The organism is Arcanobacterium phocisimile (assembly GCF_016904675.1).
Classification (GTDB): domain Bacteria; phylum Actinomycetota; class Actinomycetes; order Actinomycetales; family Actinomycetaceae; genus Arcanobacterium; species Arcanobacterium phocisimile.
On sequence record NZ_CP070228.1, the window covers coordinates 833,255 to 848,244 of the forward strand.

Below are 14,990 nucleotides of genomic sequence, written 5' to 3' on the forward strand. Positions count from 1 at the left end.
ACCTGCGGTAAGATGCAGATGCGAATGAGTCGGCTAGGCGGCCGCGTGAGCGCCAAGCTCCCGAGGAACGTCCGGGCTCTACAGGGAACGGTGGTGGATAACATCCACTCGGGGTGACCCGCAGGCCAGTGCCACAGAAAGTAAACCGCCGCGGCAACGCGGTAAGGGTGAAAGGGTGAGGTAAGAGCTCACCGCGCAACGAGTGATCGTTGTGGCATGGTAAACCCCACCGAGAGCAAGACCGAGCAGCGTGCGTTGAGGCGTCCCGTCGAGCATGCGGGTAGGTTGCTTGAGCTTATCGGTAACGATAAGCCTAGATGGATGGTCGCCACGCTTGTTTTCAAGCGGACAAAACCCGGCGTATCGGCCGGCTCATTCGTTTCTCTTATAGATATGACAGTGGGTAGCAAGTCGAAACTTGCTACCCACAATCGTCTTATAAGCGATAGTCGTACTGCCGGGCGCTTGTGACCCGTGAGGGCAGAGACTACTGACCTTACGCTTGCTGTTGAGCTGCCACTAACGCTGCGCCAGCGATACCGGCAGTGTTGAACAAGCGAGCTGATTCAAGCCGTGCCCGTGTGGTTAAGAACGGTGAAAACTCCGGGAACCGAGTAGAGATACCACCACCTAAAATGATGGTGTCAGGGGAGAAGAACATCTCTACCATATCGAGTACGTCTTGTAGGCGCTCAGCCCACTGCTCCAAGGAGAGGTTTTCTTTTGTACGGATCGAGGACGCCGCCCACTTTTCAGCTTTGAGTCCGTTAGGGAGTAAAAAATGGCCCATTTCGGTGTTCGGTACCAAGATACCGTCGCGAACTAGAGCCGACCCAATACCAGTGCCCAGAGTCAAGACGATGGTGGTTCCATCTTGGCCATGCGCAGCACCAAACTCAGCTTCGGCTAAACCTGCGGCATCGGCGTCGTTAAGGACAACGACTGGACGGCCAACATGTTCAGACATCAGCTCTTCGACGTTCCTGTTAACGAAATCTTGGCTCAAATTAGCCACCAGCGGGCACACGCCGTTGACAATGGGAGCAGGAAAGGTGACGCCGACTGGGACTTCTGGGCCAACCTCGAACGACTCAACGATCTGGGAGACGATATCTGCAATGACTTCCGGCTGAGCTAATTCGGGAGTCGGGATGCGCTTTTCTTCGCCGACGAACTCGCCAGTGGCAGTATTAACTATCGAGCCTTTAATGCCTGAGCCGCCAATATCGACGCCGATAGCAATATCAGAGATGTGGGTAGTCATTGTTTCTCCTTTGAACACTAGAACAAAAATTAGGTGCTTTGCGCAGTTACTGCGGCATTGCTGGGGAGGTTTGCCCCTGGGTAGGCAACGTTAAAATCTCCGCACCGGAATCTGTGACGACGACGGTGTGCTCCCATTGCGCGGTACGCTTACGGTCAGCAGTGACAACAGTCCAACCATCATCCCACTGATCCCAACGTTGGGTTCCAAGAGTCAGCATAGGTTCGACGGTGAAGACCATGCCGACTTGGATTTCATCATCAAATTGAGGAGCTGCATCATAATGCGGAACGATGAGGCCAGAGTGGAAAGCTTCACCGACGCCATGGCCAGTAAAATCTTCTACATCGCCGTAGTTGAACCGTTTTGCATACGATTCAATCACTCGCCCAATAACGTTTATTTTGCGGCCCGGTTTGATAGCTCGAATACCGCGCATCATCGCAGTGTAGGTGCGTTCGCACAAATCACGGGATTCTTGATCGACGTCACCGGCATAGAACATCGCGTTGGTATCACCGTGGACACCATTTTTGTAAGCGGTGACATCGAGGTTGATAATATCGCCTTCACGTAACTCTGTAGAATCGGGGATACCATGGCAGATTACTTCATTAATTGAGGTACAAATCGATTTCGGGAAACCCATATAGTCCAAGCAAGATGGGTATGCGCCCATATCGCACATGTATTCGTGCGCAATACGATCAAGTTCATCTGTCGTCACGCCCGGGCGCACTGCAGCCCCAGCTAGATAAAGCGCATCGGCGGCGATCTGGGAGGAGATGCGGATGCGTTCGATGGTCTCGGCGTCTTTAACATCCGAGGCTGTGACTACTTCTGGACCATCATGGAACAGATATTCTGGACGTTCAATCTCTGCTGGAACATGACGTTTAGGGGAGAGGGTACCTGGGACTAATGTGTGAGCTTGCATATCTACAATTCTAGTCGTTATTCGGACAAAGGTTTGCGTAACGCCGATAATGTTTTACAGTTACGGCCGATAGGGAGATTACTGATCGAAACGATGCTGATCGTCAGGGAAGGTACGGGCGCGCACAGCCGTATTATAGGCTTCAGCGGCCTTCTTCAACTCTTGGCCAACTTCACCAAAAACCTTCACGAATGACGGCTGCCAGTTGGTCATGCCAGCCATATCTGTCCATACTAAAACCTGGCCATCAGTGTGTTCACCGGCACCGATACCAATAGTAGGAATTGCAAGATCTTGGGTAATTTCGGTAGCGATAGGTGCCGGAACGAGTTCGAGAACGACGGCGATAGCGCCAGCTTCGGCAACAGCAACCGCGTCCTTGCGCACCTGATCAGCGCCATCGCCACGGCCTTGTACACGTGGCCCGCCCAGCGCATTTTCTGATTGTGGAGTGTAGCCGATATGTGCCACAACGTTAATACCTGCACGCACAATAGCCTCAATAGTCGGTGCCATCCGCACCCCACCTTCTAACTTGACCGCTGAAGCTCCGGCACGAATAAGTTTCACCGCATTAGCCACCGCATCAGCAGGCGAGGTCTCATAAGATCCGAAAGGTAAATCGGCAACCACGAATGCACGTTTGGCTACCCGAGCAACAGCGCCGGTAGCTAAGACCATTTCTTCGATACCGACCTGAGTGGTTGAATCAAACCCGAGCATGACGTTGGCATACGAATCACCAACGAGCAACATATCTGTTCCAGCTTCATCGAAAATACGAGTAGTGATCGCATCATACGACGTGAGCATAGTGATCGGAGTGCCCGCGGCTTTCATTTGAGCTAAATGATGGGCTCGTACACGCTTGATTGTCATTGCATAAACCTTTCTTTTGCAGATCTTATTCTAGTGCATCTTTCCTTAAGTTCTATAACTGGTAGCACACTCTCATGTGGCACAATAAAAGCAGACACGAATACCGGAAGAGGCAGGTATGGATACCCAACAAGAACACGTCATCGCAGCGGTTGAAGAACACAACGTACGTTTCATTCGACTATGGTTCACCGACGTCTCCGGAACCCTCAAATCAGTTGCCATCCCGCCAGCAGAACTCGAAAACGCCTTCAACTCCGGTATCGGCTTCGACGGATCTGCCATCGAAGGCCTCTCGCGCGTTCATGAAGCCGATATGGTCATCAAACCCGACGCATCGACGTTTCACATCTTGCCCTGGGACGAATCAGGCGAACCATGTGCACGCATGTTCTGCGATATCCACACCCCAGATAACCAGCCGGCACGTTCCGACCCGCGCGGAGTTCTCCGCCGAGCACTCGAACGCGCAGCCAAAGCCGGATTCACCTTCCATGTCCACCCGGAAGTCGAATTCTATTTATTCCAACGTCAAACCCATCCTAACGGCGATCCTATTCCCATCGATAACGGTTCGTATTTTGACCACGTCTCGCGCCCAGTAGCTCAAAGTTTCCGCGCCCAAGCAGTCACCGAACTCGAACATATGGGAATTCCCGTCGAATTCTCCCACCACGAAGCCGGGCCTGGACAAAATGAAATCGATCTACGGGTATCAGACGCACTAACCATGGCCGACAACCTTATGAGCCTACGAACTGTTGTGGAACATGTGGCCATCACCCAAGGCGTCGAGGCTTCCTTTATGCCCAAACCACTCATTGACCAACCCGGCAACGGCTTACATATCCACATGTCCCTCTTCGAAGGCGAAACTAATGCCTTCTACGATCCGCTCAACGACTACAAACTCTCCGACATCGGAATGAAATTCGTAGCCGGTATCCTTCGCCACTCACGCGAAATATCAGCTGTAACCAACCAACACGTCAACTCCTATAAACGCCTATGGGCAGGCGACGAAGCTCCCGCATATATTGCTTGGGGGAGGAACAATCGTAGCGCCCTTATCCGAGTTCCTAGCTTTACATCAACCGAAGGTCACAGCGCCCGCATCGAATATCGGGCACTGGACTCCGCAGTCAACCCCTATCTAGCCTTTGCTGTCATACTCAACGCCGGCCTAGCCGGAATCGAAAACGGCTACGATGTGCCCGAATCAATCGATACCAACATCAACGCACTCAGCGCTCGCGAACGCCACATTATGGGAATCGAAGAACTCCCATCCTCCCTACACTCAGCCATCAAACTCGCCCAAAAATCAGAACTCATCGCAGCCACCCTTGGCGAAGACGCCTTCGACTACTTCCTGCGCAACAAGCTGTGGGAATGGGATGCCTACCGCCAGCAAGTAACCGCCTTCGAACGTAGCATCCAATACTGAAAATCATGGCGGATAATCCACATCTATTCGAATATGCGGCAAACCCAGGTCAAGCCCAAGTCGCATATGAACGCCTGGGTGAGGGACTTAGGCCCGAACACACCCACCTGTTCGACCGGATCATCAACAATCCACACTCCTGTCAGCGTCTGGGAGCAATCCTCGGATTCTCCTCCACTCTCGCCGACATCCTCATCGTCCACCCCCAGCTGCTCAGCGCCCTCGAAGACGATATCGATACGCCCTACGCACCCCACATCAGCGCAGTGGAAGCACAAGACGAAACCGAATACGTTGACGCCTTGCGGTTGGCCTACTATCGCCGGCTCATCACCATTGCCAGCCACGACCTCACCCAAGAAAAACCAATCGACGGCGTCTACGATATTTCTCGCATGCTTGCTGGACTTGCTGGAGAAGTTCTCCAACATGCCCTCACCGGGGCACAACACTGGCTACCTGAAGCAAGCAAGGTTGAGTTTTCGATAATTGCCATGGGGAAAACCGGCGCGCAAGAACTGAACTATATCTCCGACGTCGACGTCATCTATATCGCCGAACCAGCAACAAAGGACGTGACCGAAGCCGACACCGTTCGTATCGGTACCGCGATCACAGCCTGGATGACCCGTGCAGTGAGCGCTCGCGGTCAGATCCCGCCGTTGTGGGAACTTGACGCCAACCTACGCCCCGAAGGGAAGAACGGCCCGATGGTGCGTACGTTGGCCTCCCACCAGGCCTACTATGAACGTTGGGCACAACCCTGGGAGTTTCAAGCCCTCCTCAAAGCCCGGCCTATCGCCGGAAACCAGGATCTCGGGCAACGCTACCTTGATTTTGTCACCCCACTCGTGTGGAGCGTCGCCAACCATGAAGGCTTCGTCGACGAGGTACGCCGAATGCGCGAACGCGTCCTATCCCAGATCCCACGAGCCAAAGCAGACCGGCAACTCAAACTCGGTGCCGGGGGACTGCGCGATATCGAATTCACCATCCAACTCCTCCAACTCGTCCACGGCCGAACCGATCAATCTGTGCGCGCACCCGGCACGATCGAGGCCATCAACCAACTGAGCGAAGCCGGCTATATTGGACGCGAAGCCGGACACAAACTCGACCGACACTACCGGTTCTTACGCACCCTCGAACACCGTATCCAGTTGCAACGATTACGGCGAACCCACGATGTGCCCGCCGTCGAACACTTACAAGCCATTGCCACCACGCTAGGGATGAACGCCGTAGAGCTTGAAAGTCGCTGGCAAGAAATCCGCCGTGACGTGCGCCAACTACACACCGCAATCTTCTATCATCCGCTGCTACCATCCCTCGCCTCCCTTGACCCGGACAACGTCGTACTCGACGAACACGCCGCTCGCGAACGCCTTGCTGCAATTGGATTCAAAAACACCGACCTTGCATTGCGAAACATATCAGCCCTCACCACCGGTCTTTCACGCACCGCAACAATCCAACGCCACGTGCTACCCGCGATGCTCGGCTGGATGGCCGAAGCAGTCGAACCAGACCACGGACTCAACGCGTTCTGTGACGTGTCCCAACGGCTAGGAACAACCTCATGGTATATGCGATTATTACGCGATAGTGCGCTTGTTGCACCCCGACTGGCACACGTCCTGGCCACCTCACGATACGTCGCCAGGCTGTTACCATCGTTGCCGGATGCCATTACGTGGCTCGATGACGATCAACAGCTATGTCCGCAATCGCGCAACGAGCTCGATACCGAACTAGCGGCACTCGTGAGCCGACGCAAAACAGCCTCAGACAAAGCCCTCGCCGGCAGATACCTACGACGTCGAGAAATGCTACGCATGGCACTCGGACAAACCCTCAATCTTGTTTCCCTACCAGACGTCCACCGAGCACTGAGCGACGCATCAGACATTGCCATCACCGCAGCCCTCAACGGAGCCCTCAGCGAAACCAACCAACACGCGCGCCACTGTGTGATCGCCATGGGAAGCCTCGGCGGAAGAGAAGTCGGCTACGCCTCTGACGCCGACCTACTCTTCGTCTACGCCCCACACCCTGGGGTTGACGACGAAACAGCGTTCCGCGAAGCACAACACGTCGCCAGTCAAACTCTCCAGCTACTCAAAGTAGCCGGTCGCGAACCCGCAGTGGAGGCTGACACCAAACTTCGCCCTGAAGGTAAACAAGGCGCGATCACCCGCTCGCTATCGTCCTACCAAACCTACTATCAGCGTTGGGCCCAAACGTGGGAACAACAAGCTCTCCTGCGTGCCCGATACTGTGCCGGAGATGAGGAGCTGGCCCAACAATGGCTCGAAAGCATCAATCCTATTCGCTACCCCGAACTTGGGCTTACTGACGAACAAGTTCGAGACATACAAATGCTCAAAATCCGAATGGAACGCGAACGACTCCCACGCGGCGCCGATCCCACCCGCCACCTCAAACTCGGTCGTGGCGGCATGACCGATGTTGAATGGACGATACAGTTATGCCAACTACAACACGCTGGCCAACAGGGCGAGCTACGGAGCCAATCGACCTTGAGGGCACTCACCGCAGCCGTAGAAACCGGCATAATCGCCGACGACGATGCCCAAATTTTACAAGACTCCTGGATGACAGCCCACACGATACGCGATCTCAACGTGCTAGCTACCGGGAAATCTGGATCTGCGCTCGAGCTGGTGCCAGATGACCCAGCTCTTTTGCAGTTGTTCGCCGCACTTGAAGGCAAACCGCCTAGTGCGAGTCACGAGATAGCCGAGTCATATTTACGCTCATCGCGACGAGCGCGAGCCGTTATGGAAAAATATTTTTACGGCGAAGATAATGAATGAAACGCCAATTGCTACGCGTAGGAGAAGAAAATGAAACTAATTTTGGTACGGCACGGACAAACATACTCAAACGAACGCGGAGCAATTGATACCGTCATTCCAGGCGCCTCACTAACTGAACTAGGCTGGAGTCAGGCGAACGACGTCGTCGCTGATCTTTTAACCTACGAGCCAGATGCTATCTGGCGATCTGATACGTTGCGCACCGAACAGACCGCAACACCGTTAGCTACCCGGCTAGGTATCGAACCGGTGGTGCGCCCCGGATTGCGCGAAATCGCCGCAGGTTCGCTGGAAGGCGCAACTAAAGAATCCGCAATGCGCGAATACATCGGCACGATGCGTGCCTGGATCGCTGGCGAGTTAGATTTGCGTCTGGGTGGGGCTGATACCGGCCGCGAAACAGTTGACCGATTCGATGCTGTCGTGCGCGAAATCGAAGAATCGGGTGCGCAGCGTCCAGTGATCTTTGCCCACGCTGCAATTATCACCTATTGGCTTGGGGTGCGAGCCCAAGGAATTACTGAGGAAATGCGTAAAGTTCACCTCCACAACACTGGCATCGCCGTGGTGGAGGGAACTTTAGATACTGGGTATCACGCCCAGCGTTGGATGCATATTTACAAGCCGTAATACAGCTGGTACTCGTATGGATGAGGACGCTGACGCAACGGCTCGATTTCCATTTTCATCTTGTAATCGATCCAGGTAGCAATAATATCTTCGCTGAACACGCCACCTTCGGTGAGGTAGTCGTGGTCAGCTTCGAGTGCGCGCAGTGCCTCATCGAGAGTTGCCGGCAGTTGTGGGATCTGGGCGTGTTCTTCCGGTGGAAGCTCGTAAAGATCTTTATCGATCGGTGCCGCCGGTTCAATTCGGCGCTTAATACCGTCGATACCGGCCATGACCTGCGCAGCAAAAGCAAGGTATGGATTAGCTGATGGATCCGGAGTACGATACTCGATGCGCTTTGCTTTGGCTGAAGTCCCACCAGAAACCGGAATACGGATACATGCCGAACGGTTACGTGCCGAATACACAAGATTAACTGGAGCCTCAAAACCTGGGACTAATCGGTGGAAGGAATTAACCGACGGGTTGGTGAAGGCCAAAAGTGATGGAGCATGTTCGAGCAGACCGCCGATATACCAGCGTGCCACATCGGATAGTCCGCCATAACCGCGTTCGTCGAAGAAGAGCGGTTCGCCGTTCTTCCACAACGATTGGTGGCAATGCATACCCGAACCGTTATCGCCAAAGAGTGGTTTTGGCATGAAGGTAGCAGTCTTGCCAGATTCGATTGCGGCATTTTTGATAACGTATTTAAATTTCATCAAGTCGTCTGCGGCAGCGAGAAGCGTATCGAATTTGTAGTTGATCTCTTGCTGACCACCAGAGCCAACTTCGTGATGAGCTCGTTCAATCTTCAAACCGACCTGTTGGCAGAGTTTCGTCATCGTGTCACGCAAATCAGCCATCTGATCGTGCGGGCTAACCGGGAAGTATCCAGCCTTCTGTTCGGTCTTATAACCGAGATTGTGGCCATTTTCGTCACGGCCAGTGTTCCAGAAAGCTTCAGCAGAATCGACGGAATAGAACGAATGCTGTGGAGTGTTTTGGTAGCGAATATCGTCAAAAATGAAGAATTCTGCTTCTGCTCCGATATAGACGGTGTCTGCGATACCAGTTGATCGTACATAGTCTTCGGCACGTTGAGCAATGATGCGCGGATCGCGATCGTAGGACTCGTTTGTGAACGGATCGACGACGAAGTGGTTAATCACAAGGGTTTTCGCAATGCGGAAAGGATCGATGAATGCGGAGCTAAGATCAGGGACCAGCTTCATGTCAGACTCGTGAATCTCAGTGAACCCGCGTATCGATGAGCCATCGAACATGATGCCCTCATCAAGGGATTCCGGTTCGAATGTATCGACTGGGATAGTGAAATGCTGCATCATCCCAGGCAGATCGCAAAAACGAACATCAATAAATTCAACACCTTCGTGGCGGATAAAATCTTTAGCTTGAGCTGACGATGTGAACATCAGAAAAGTCCTTCCTGCATCAGCAAATAGGGGTCACATATAAGTGTAATGTGGGGGTAGCTACGATGTGCAACTACCCCCACATTGTGAGACACGTATTTTATTTACCGGCCACGCATGCCACGGCGATCAGGACGGGCCTTGTACGGATCGACACCCTTGGGAATGCCGATCGGATTTGTTTTCACTGCATCCAAACGCTGGAAGACAGCTTGAACTTCCTGATTAGTGAGTTGTTTGGGCAATTTGCGCATGGCCCGCTGAAGCTTCAGGAGCGGAACTTGCCCTTCGCCGTCGCCCACAGAAATGATATGAACTGGTACGTTCGGAATAACTCGGCGCAAGGACTGACGTTCCTCATTGGCAAGTTTCGCAGAACGTCCCTTATCGCCATCGGTAATAAGGACGACGCCCGGACGGCCAATAGCACGGAAGACCATATCTTGTGTGCGGGCGTTGAACCGCACCGGTTCTTCTGGAATGATCCAGCCACGTTTGATCTGCCCAAGCACAGCAGCTGATGCTCCCGGAATACCGTTAATCTTGGCGTATGACGCACGCTTGACTAATTCAACCAGAATGTAGAGCGAGAGTGTGATGGCGAGCAACGTGAAGAGAATCGGCCACAAAATCCATCGACCGGTGACCATACCCAGGATAACTCCAAGCGCAATACCACCGATAAGGGGACCAAAGATGGCGAACGGAGTCCACGAGTAGGTTTCCTTGGAGATGCTGTACGCTTCACCAAGATAGGAATACCAGCGCTTCTTCTTTGGCTTCTTCATCTTTGCTTCTTTACGCTCTTTTGCCATGACTATCCTTTTGTTTTTCACGTATGGAACTAGTGCCGATTTTACGTCAGTAACGCCAAAAGCTCCAATGCTCTAAGCGCACAATTTGTTTCGGTCAGATACCAAGGTGGCAACGGCGATAAGAATACCGGCAAGTGCGCACACATAGAAGCCATAAGAGGCGGAATATTCAACTATTTGCCCGGTGACCGAGGCTGACGTTGCCACGCCAAGGACGTTAACTGAACCAAGAGCGGTCACGGCAACGGCATCGCCGCCGCGTGGTGCGCGCGTGCCAGCTAGCGTAAAGATCGCTACTGATGCTGGACCGATCGCAAGGCCGGTGAGAAAAACTGCAACTGCCAAATATATAGGAGACGGCACAATGGAACAGAAAACGGAGCCGAGAGCTAGGCCAGATCCGCCGAGCACGATGCGCATCGAGTATGTCATCCAATCGGGGAGAATCACTGAGCCAAGGGCGGTGATGGCCGCGCCTAACCCCATCATTGCGTAAATGATTCCCGCATGACTAGCAGTACCTTGTTGTTGGGAAAATGCGGTAACGGAGGTTTGTGCCGCGCCGAAAAACATGCCTAAAGCAAGCATCGCTAATAACGGGGTGCGAACCGCGGCAAGAACTTTGGCGATTGATGGAGCTTTTTTGCCGTCACCATGTGAAGCCGGACCGACAGAATAGGGTGAGAGAGCAAAGGGGATAACACACGTAGCAACGATTAATGCCGCGAGGATCAGTGCGGCCTGTGGATTAAAAGCCGAGGCGATAACTCCAACTAAGGCTGGACCGAAGACGAATCCCATTTCGTCAGCAACTGATTCCCAGGACAACGCTGCACCGAGTTCATGGCGACCATGTGTCACCGGATACCAACGTACACGCGCCAAAGCACCTAGTGGAATGGTTGTGGCACCGACAAAAACCGCGAGGCAGATAACAACCCATATTGGGGTGGTTTTGGTGAGTATCAACGTCAGTGTCAGCAACGCGATAATGTTAACCGGAGCGATCACTAGTAGCGGTAGGCGTTGACCGTAATTGTCGGTCAGGCGCCCAATTGTTGGGCCAGCGATGCCGGTTGCGATGGCCAATCCCGCAGACGCTAACGATGCTGTGGCGACGGAGCCTGTTACTGCCGTGACTAAGGTGAGGACTCCAATAATTGTCATTGACGTTGGAAAACGGCCAATTAATGAAATGAGGAGATAGCCGTATCCGGTTAGTTTGGGAAGTTGGCGATAACTTGAAAAACTACTCACGCCGCTCCGATCGATATATGAAATATTGATTATATGTTTACCGTCCAGTTATGTGCCATCTTACGACTGTTGTAGGTACTATGCATTCTGCGAGTCGTGCCGGGCAGAGTATTTTCAACATCATGCTAGGCAGGTAGATATAAGTGTGGTGGGACAGCCCGAGAGCGGTCCCACCACACTAGATGAGGTTATTTGTTTTGGTTACAGACCAAGTTCCCCAGCGAAATCTGCTTCTTCGAGACGCATCTTGACATCACGCAGGTAGCGAGAAGCATCTGCGCCGTCGACGATGCGGTGATCGTAAGAGATGGACAGGTAGCACTTGGAGCGGATGGAAATAACTTCGTTTCCGTCTTCGTCCTTGACTACTGCAGGAGCCTTAAAGATAGCTCCGGTACCCATGATCGCCACGTTTGGTTGGTTGATGATTGGCGTATCGAAGAGAGCGCCAATCGAACCAGTGTTGGTAATAGTGAAGGTGGAGCCGGAGAGTTCGTCGGAACCGATCTTGCCGTCACGGGTACGTGCTGCGAGATCGCCAACAGCCTTCGAAATACCAGCGATGTTGAGATCGCCAGCATTCTTAATGACTGGAACGAACAGGCCCTTTGGTGTGTCAACTGCAATGCCGACATGCTCCACATTGTGGTAGACAATCTCGTTGCTTTCTACCGAAGAGTTGATAATCGGATGTGCCTTGAGCGCTTCAGTTGCCGCTTGGATGAAGAATGGCAAGAAGGTGAGCTTGACGCCTTCGCGTGCCAAGAAACCATCTTTGGCAGCTGCACGTAGCTTAACGATCTTAGTGACATCAACTTCCATCACAGTGGTCAACTGTGCGGAGGTTTCGAGGGACTCGATCATGCGCTTAGCGATGGTTTTGCGCAGACCAGTCATCTTCTGGCGTGTACCGCGCTTTGAAGCAGCTTCCTGAGCCTTTGAAGCGATTGCAGACTTCACTGAACCGCTTGCGGCCGGAGCTGCTGGAGCAGCCGTAGGTGCTGGAGCAACGGCAGCTTGCTTAGCGGCTTCAGCCGCGGCTTCTACGTCTTGACGGCGAATACGGTTTCCGACACCGGTTCCGGTGACAGATTCGAGGTCGACGCCGAGATCCTTCGCGAGCTTGCGGACGATCGGAGTGACGTAGGATGACTTTCCATCTTCTGGAGTTGTGGCAACTGGTGCCGGAGCTGGGGTAGCAGGTGCCGGAGCTGGGGTGGCAGTTGCTGGAGCTGGGGTGGCAGGTGCTGGAGCTGCCGGAGCAGTTTCTTCCTGAGGTGCTGCCTGCGCTACTGGAGCTGAGGCAGCAGCTGGTGAACTACTCTCACCACCGATGACAGCAAGGATGGTACCAACTTCGACGGTTTCGTCTTCTTGAACAACAATCTGTGAGAGTACGCCAGCGGCAGGTGCTGGAACTTCGGTATCGACCTTGTCCGTGGAGACTTCGACAATTGGCTCATCTGCTTCGACGGTGTCGCCGACCTGCTTGAGCCAGGTGGTCACAGTTCCTTCGTTAACGGACTCGCCAAGAGCTGGCATGACGACGTTGACGCCGTCGCCAGAGCCACCAGCCGGAGCTGGATTTTCACGGTGTGGAGCCTGAGCTTCTGCCTGTGCTTGTGGAAGAGGCTCGGAGCCTTCGCCAGAACCGTCGTTTTCTGCCGGTGCTTGTTGGGCTGGAGCATCCACGCCAGAACCATCACCAATGTAGCCCAAAACGGTGCCGACATCGACAGTTTCGTCCTCGTTAACCACAATTCTTTCGAGAGTTCCAGATGCAGGTGCCGGAACTTCGGTGTCTACTTTATCAGTGGATACTTCAACGATAGGTTCATCAACTTCAACGTATTCACCCACTTGCTTGAGCCAGGTGGTAACTGTTCCTTCGTTGACAGATTCGCCCAGTGCGGGCATCTTAATTTCTTCAGACATGTGAAACTCCCTGTCTCAGTTGTGTGTGTGAAGTGGTTTGCCAGACAGCGCTAAAATGGCCTCACCAAGAGATTCGTTTTGAGTTGGATGGGCATGGATAAGACCTTCGAAGTCTTCTGGGAAGGCTTCCCATGCGACCATAAGCTCGCCTTCGCCGATCTGCTCGCCCATGCGGGCACCAATTGCGTGGAAACCTACAATTGGTCCGTCTTTTTCGCGAACGAGCTTGACGAAACCAGTGGTACCGAGCATTTGCGACTTACCGTTGCCAGCAAGGTTGAATTCGGCAACTTCGACGTTTTCTTTGCCGTACTTCTCTTCCGCTTGAGGTTGGGTCAAACCTACCGATGAGATCTCTGGGTCACAATAAGTAACCTTTGGAATGAGATTCTCGTCAATAGCCTTCGGATTCATGCCTGCGATTTCTTCAGCGACGAAGATGCCGTGGAGGAAGCCACGGTGAGCAAGCTGCGGGCCTGGAACGATGTCGCCAACTGCATAAATATTACCGACTCCGGTGTGAAGGCGTTCATTGGTTATCACGAAGTCACGTTCGAGTTTTATGCCGTGTTGTTCGTAGCCCAAATTCTGGGTGGCTGGGCCACGCCCAATAGCGATCAGTAAGAGATCAGCGTCGAATTGCTTGCCGTCTTGAGTGAATACATGTACACCGTTGGCATCTTCTTCAACGCGATCGAACATCGTCTTAGTCTTGAACGTAATTTTACGCTTGCGGAACTGGCGCTCGAGCATCTTCGAGATGGCTGGATCCTCGTTTGGGACGAGTCGATCGAGGCCTTCAATAATGGTCACATCCGTGCCGAATGAGGCCCATACGGAAGCGAATTCAACGCCAATAACACCACCGCCGAGAACCACGACAGAGTTTGGAACATAGTCAAGCTGGAGAGCTTGCTCGGAAGTGATGACTCGATCAGTGATCGTTTGGCCGATGGTCTTGGAATACGAGCCGGAGGCTAGAACGATGTTCTTGCCTTTAAGTCGGCGTCCATTTACTTCAACCGTATCTTGGGCGACGAGTCGCCCCCAACCATGAACTGTCTCGACTCCACGAGTGTCGATAAGGCCGGTCAGGCCTTTGTACATCCTCTCAATGACGCCATTCTTGTACGAATTTAGAGCGTTCATGTCGATGCCATCGAAGCTGCTCTTAAGTCCAATATGAGCTCCGTCGCGTACTTCATCTGCGACTTCTGCTACATGGAGGAGTGCTTTCGTTGGAATACATCCGCGATGTAGACAAGTACCGCCTACCTTATCGCCCTCTACAAGTGCGACGGATAGACCAAGTTGTGCGGCTCGCATTGCTGTTGCGTAACCGCCTGAACCTGCACCGAGAACGACGACGTCGTATTCTTTAGTCTCTGACACTTACCTCTCCCTCGAGTTGCCGTTTGGGCGCTGGTGAGCCCAGTCCCTTAGGTATATTGTCCCACTTCGGACGAGATATTGCTCATTAATACGCGAGTTAATTACGTAATGAATGTTACGTGTGAGGTTTTCGCAGTGGAGAAACGCTGTGGGGCGGAAGCGCACCGTTATGGAATGGG

Annotated in this window: 11 protein-coding genes and 1 other RNA gene; 4 read left to right on the plus strand and 8 right to left on the minus strand. The window is 53.1% G+C overall.

What is annotated here, in order from left to right:
- The first annotated feature begins 25 nt into the window (after positions 1-25).
- Positions 26-379, plus strand: an RNA gene (gene rnpB / locus JTE88_RS03710) — RNase P RNA component class A.
- A 117-nt stretch (positions 380-496) separates the two neighbouring features.
- Here rnpB and ppgK read toward each other — a convergent pair.
- The 3 genes from ppgK to panB form a co-directional block, all read right to left on the minus strand.
- Positions 497-1,264, minus strand: coding sequence for a polyphosphate--glucose phosphotransferase (ppgK, locus tag JTE88_RS03715; RefSeq protein WP_204425476.1), 768 nt, complete (start codon positions 1,262-1,264; stop codon positions 497-499).
- Positions 1,265-1,310: 46 nt separating this feature from the next.
- Positions 1,311-2,201, minus strand: coding sequence for a type I methionyl aminopeptidase (gene map, locus JTE88_RS03720; protein ID WP_204425477.1), 891 nt, complete (start codon positions 2,199-2,201; stop codon positions 1,311-1,313).
- A gap of 78 nt (positions 2,202-2,279) precedes the next feature.
- Positions 2,280-3,080 (minus strand): 3-methyl-2-oxobutanoate hydroxymethyltransferase, encoded by an 801-nt coding sequence (panB, locus tag JTE88_RS03725; protein ID WP_204425478.1) that lies wholly within the window; start codon positions 3,078-3,080, stop codon positions 2,280-2,282.
- A gap of 118 nt (positions 3,081-3,198) precedes the next feature.
- On the opposite strand from panB, the gene JTE88_RS03730 reads away from it, so the two are divergent.
- The 3 genes from JTE88_RS03730 to JTE88_RS03740 are packed head-to-tail and all read left to right on the plus strand — an operon-like array spanning position 3,199 to position 7,997.
- A complete protein-coding gene (locus tag JTE88_RS03730; protein WP_204425479.1) occupies positions 3,199-4,527 on the plus strand; it encodes a glutamine synthetase family protein in 1,329 nt (442 codons plus the stop codon).
- 5 nt (positions 4,528-4,532) lie between these two features.
- Positions 4,533-7,364, plus strand: coding sequence for a bifunctional [glutamine synthetase] adenylyltransferase/[glutamine synthetase]-adenylyl-L-tyrosine phosphorylase (locus JTE88_RS03735; protein ID WP_204425480.1), 2,832 nt, complete (start codon positions 4,533-4,535; stop codon positions 7,362-7,364).
- 30 nt (positions 7,365-7,394) lie between these two features.
- Positions 7,395-7,997 carry a histidine phosphatase family protein gene (locus JTE88_RS03740; protein WP_204425481.1) on the plus strand — a complete coding sequence of 201 codons (603 nt, stop codon included), beginning with the start codon at positions 7,395-7,397 and terminating at the stop codon, positions 7,995-7,997.
- Here the strand turns inward: JTE88_RS03740 and glnA are convergent.
- The 5 genes from glnA to lpdA form a co-directional block, all read right to left on the minus strand.
- Positions 7,985-9,412, minus strand: a complete 1,428-nt coding sequence (gene glnA / locus JTE88_RS03745) for a type I glutamate--ammonia ligase (protein ID WP_204425482.1) — start codon at positions 9,410-9,412, stop codon at positions 7,985-7,987. The genes JTE88_RS03740 and glnA overlap by 13 nt on opposite strands.
- 104 nt (positions 9,413-9,516) lie before the next feature.
- The gene (locus JTE88_RS03750; protein ID WP_204425484.1) at positions 9,517-10,227 is read right to left on the minus strand and encodes a DUF4191 domain-containing protein; all 711 of its coding nucleotides are present in this window, start codon (positions 10,225-10,227) and stop codon (positions 9,517-9,519) included.
- Positions 10,228-10,299: 72 nt separating this feature from the next.
- Positions 10,300-11,484 (minus strand): MFS transporter, encoded by a 1,185-nt coding sequence (locus JTE88_RS03755; protein WP_204425486.1) that lies wholly within the window; start codon positions 11,482-11,484, stop codon positions 10,300-10,302.
- A gap of 201 nt (positions 11,485-11,685) precedes the next feature.
- Positions 11,686-13,419 carry a 2-oxoglutarate dehydrogenase, E2 component, dihydrolipoamide succinyltransferase gene (sucB, locus tag JTE88_RS03760; RefSeq protein WP_204425487.1) on the minus strand — a complete coding sequence of 578 codons (1,734 nt, stop codon included), beginning with the start codon at positions 13,417-13,419 and terminating at the stop codon, positions 11,686-11,688.
- Positions 13,420-13,434: 15 nt separating this feature from the next.
- The gene (lpdA, locus tag JTE88_RS03765; RefSeq protein WP_204425488.1) at positions 13,435-14,811 is read right to left on the minus strand and encodes a dihydrolipoyl dehydrogenase; all 1,377 of its coding nucleotides are present in this window, start codon (positions 14,809-14,811) and stop codon (positions 13,435-13,437) included.
- Positions 14,812-14,990 lie beyond the last annotated feature (179 nt).

Coding starts and splice junctions, on each gene's coding strand:
- ppgK (WP_204425476.1), bottom strand. CDS start 1,264: ATGACTACCCACATCTCTGATATTGCTATCGGCGTCGATATTGGCGGC.
- map (WP_204425477.1), bottom strand. CDS start 2,201: ATGCAAGCTCACACATTAGTCCCAGGTACCCTCTCCCCTAAACGTCAT.
- panB (WP_204425478.1), bottom strand. CDS start 3,080: ATGACAATCAAGCGTGTACGAGCCCATCATTTAGCTCAAATGAAAGCC.
- JTE88_RS03730 (WP_204425479.1), top strand. CDS start 3,199: ATGGATACCCAACAAGAACACGTCATCGCAGCGGTTGAAGAACACAAC.
- JTE88_RS03735 (WP_204425480.1), top strand. CDS start 4,533: ATGGCGGATAATCCACATCTATTCGAATATGCGGCAAACCCAGGTCAA.
- JTE88_RS03740 (WP_204425481.1), top strand. CDS start 7,395: ATGAAACTAATTTTGGTACGGCACGGACAAACATACTCAAACGAACGC.
- glnA (WP_204425482.1), bottom strand. CDS start 9,412: ATGTTCACATCGTCAGCTCAAGCTAAAGATTTTATCCGCCACGAAGGT.
- JTE88_RS03750 (WP_204425484.1), bottom strand. CDS start 10,227: ATGGCAAAAGAGCGTAAAGAAGCAAAGATGAAGAAGCCAAAGAAGAAG.
- sucB (WP_204425487.1), bottom strand. CDS start 13,419: ATGTCTGAAGAAATTAAGATGCCCGCACTGGGCGAATCTGTCAACGAA.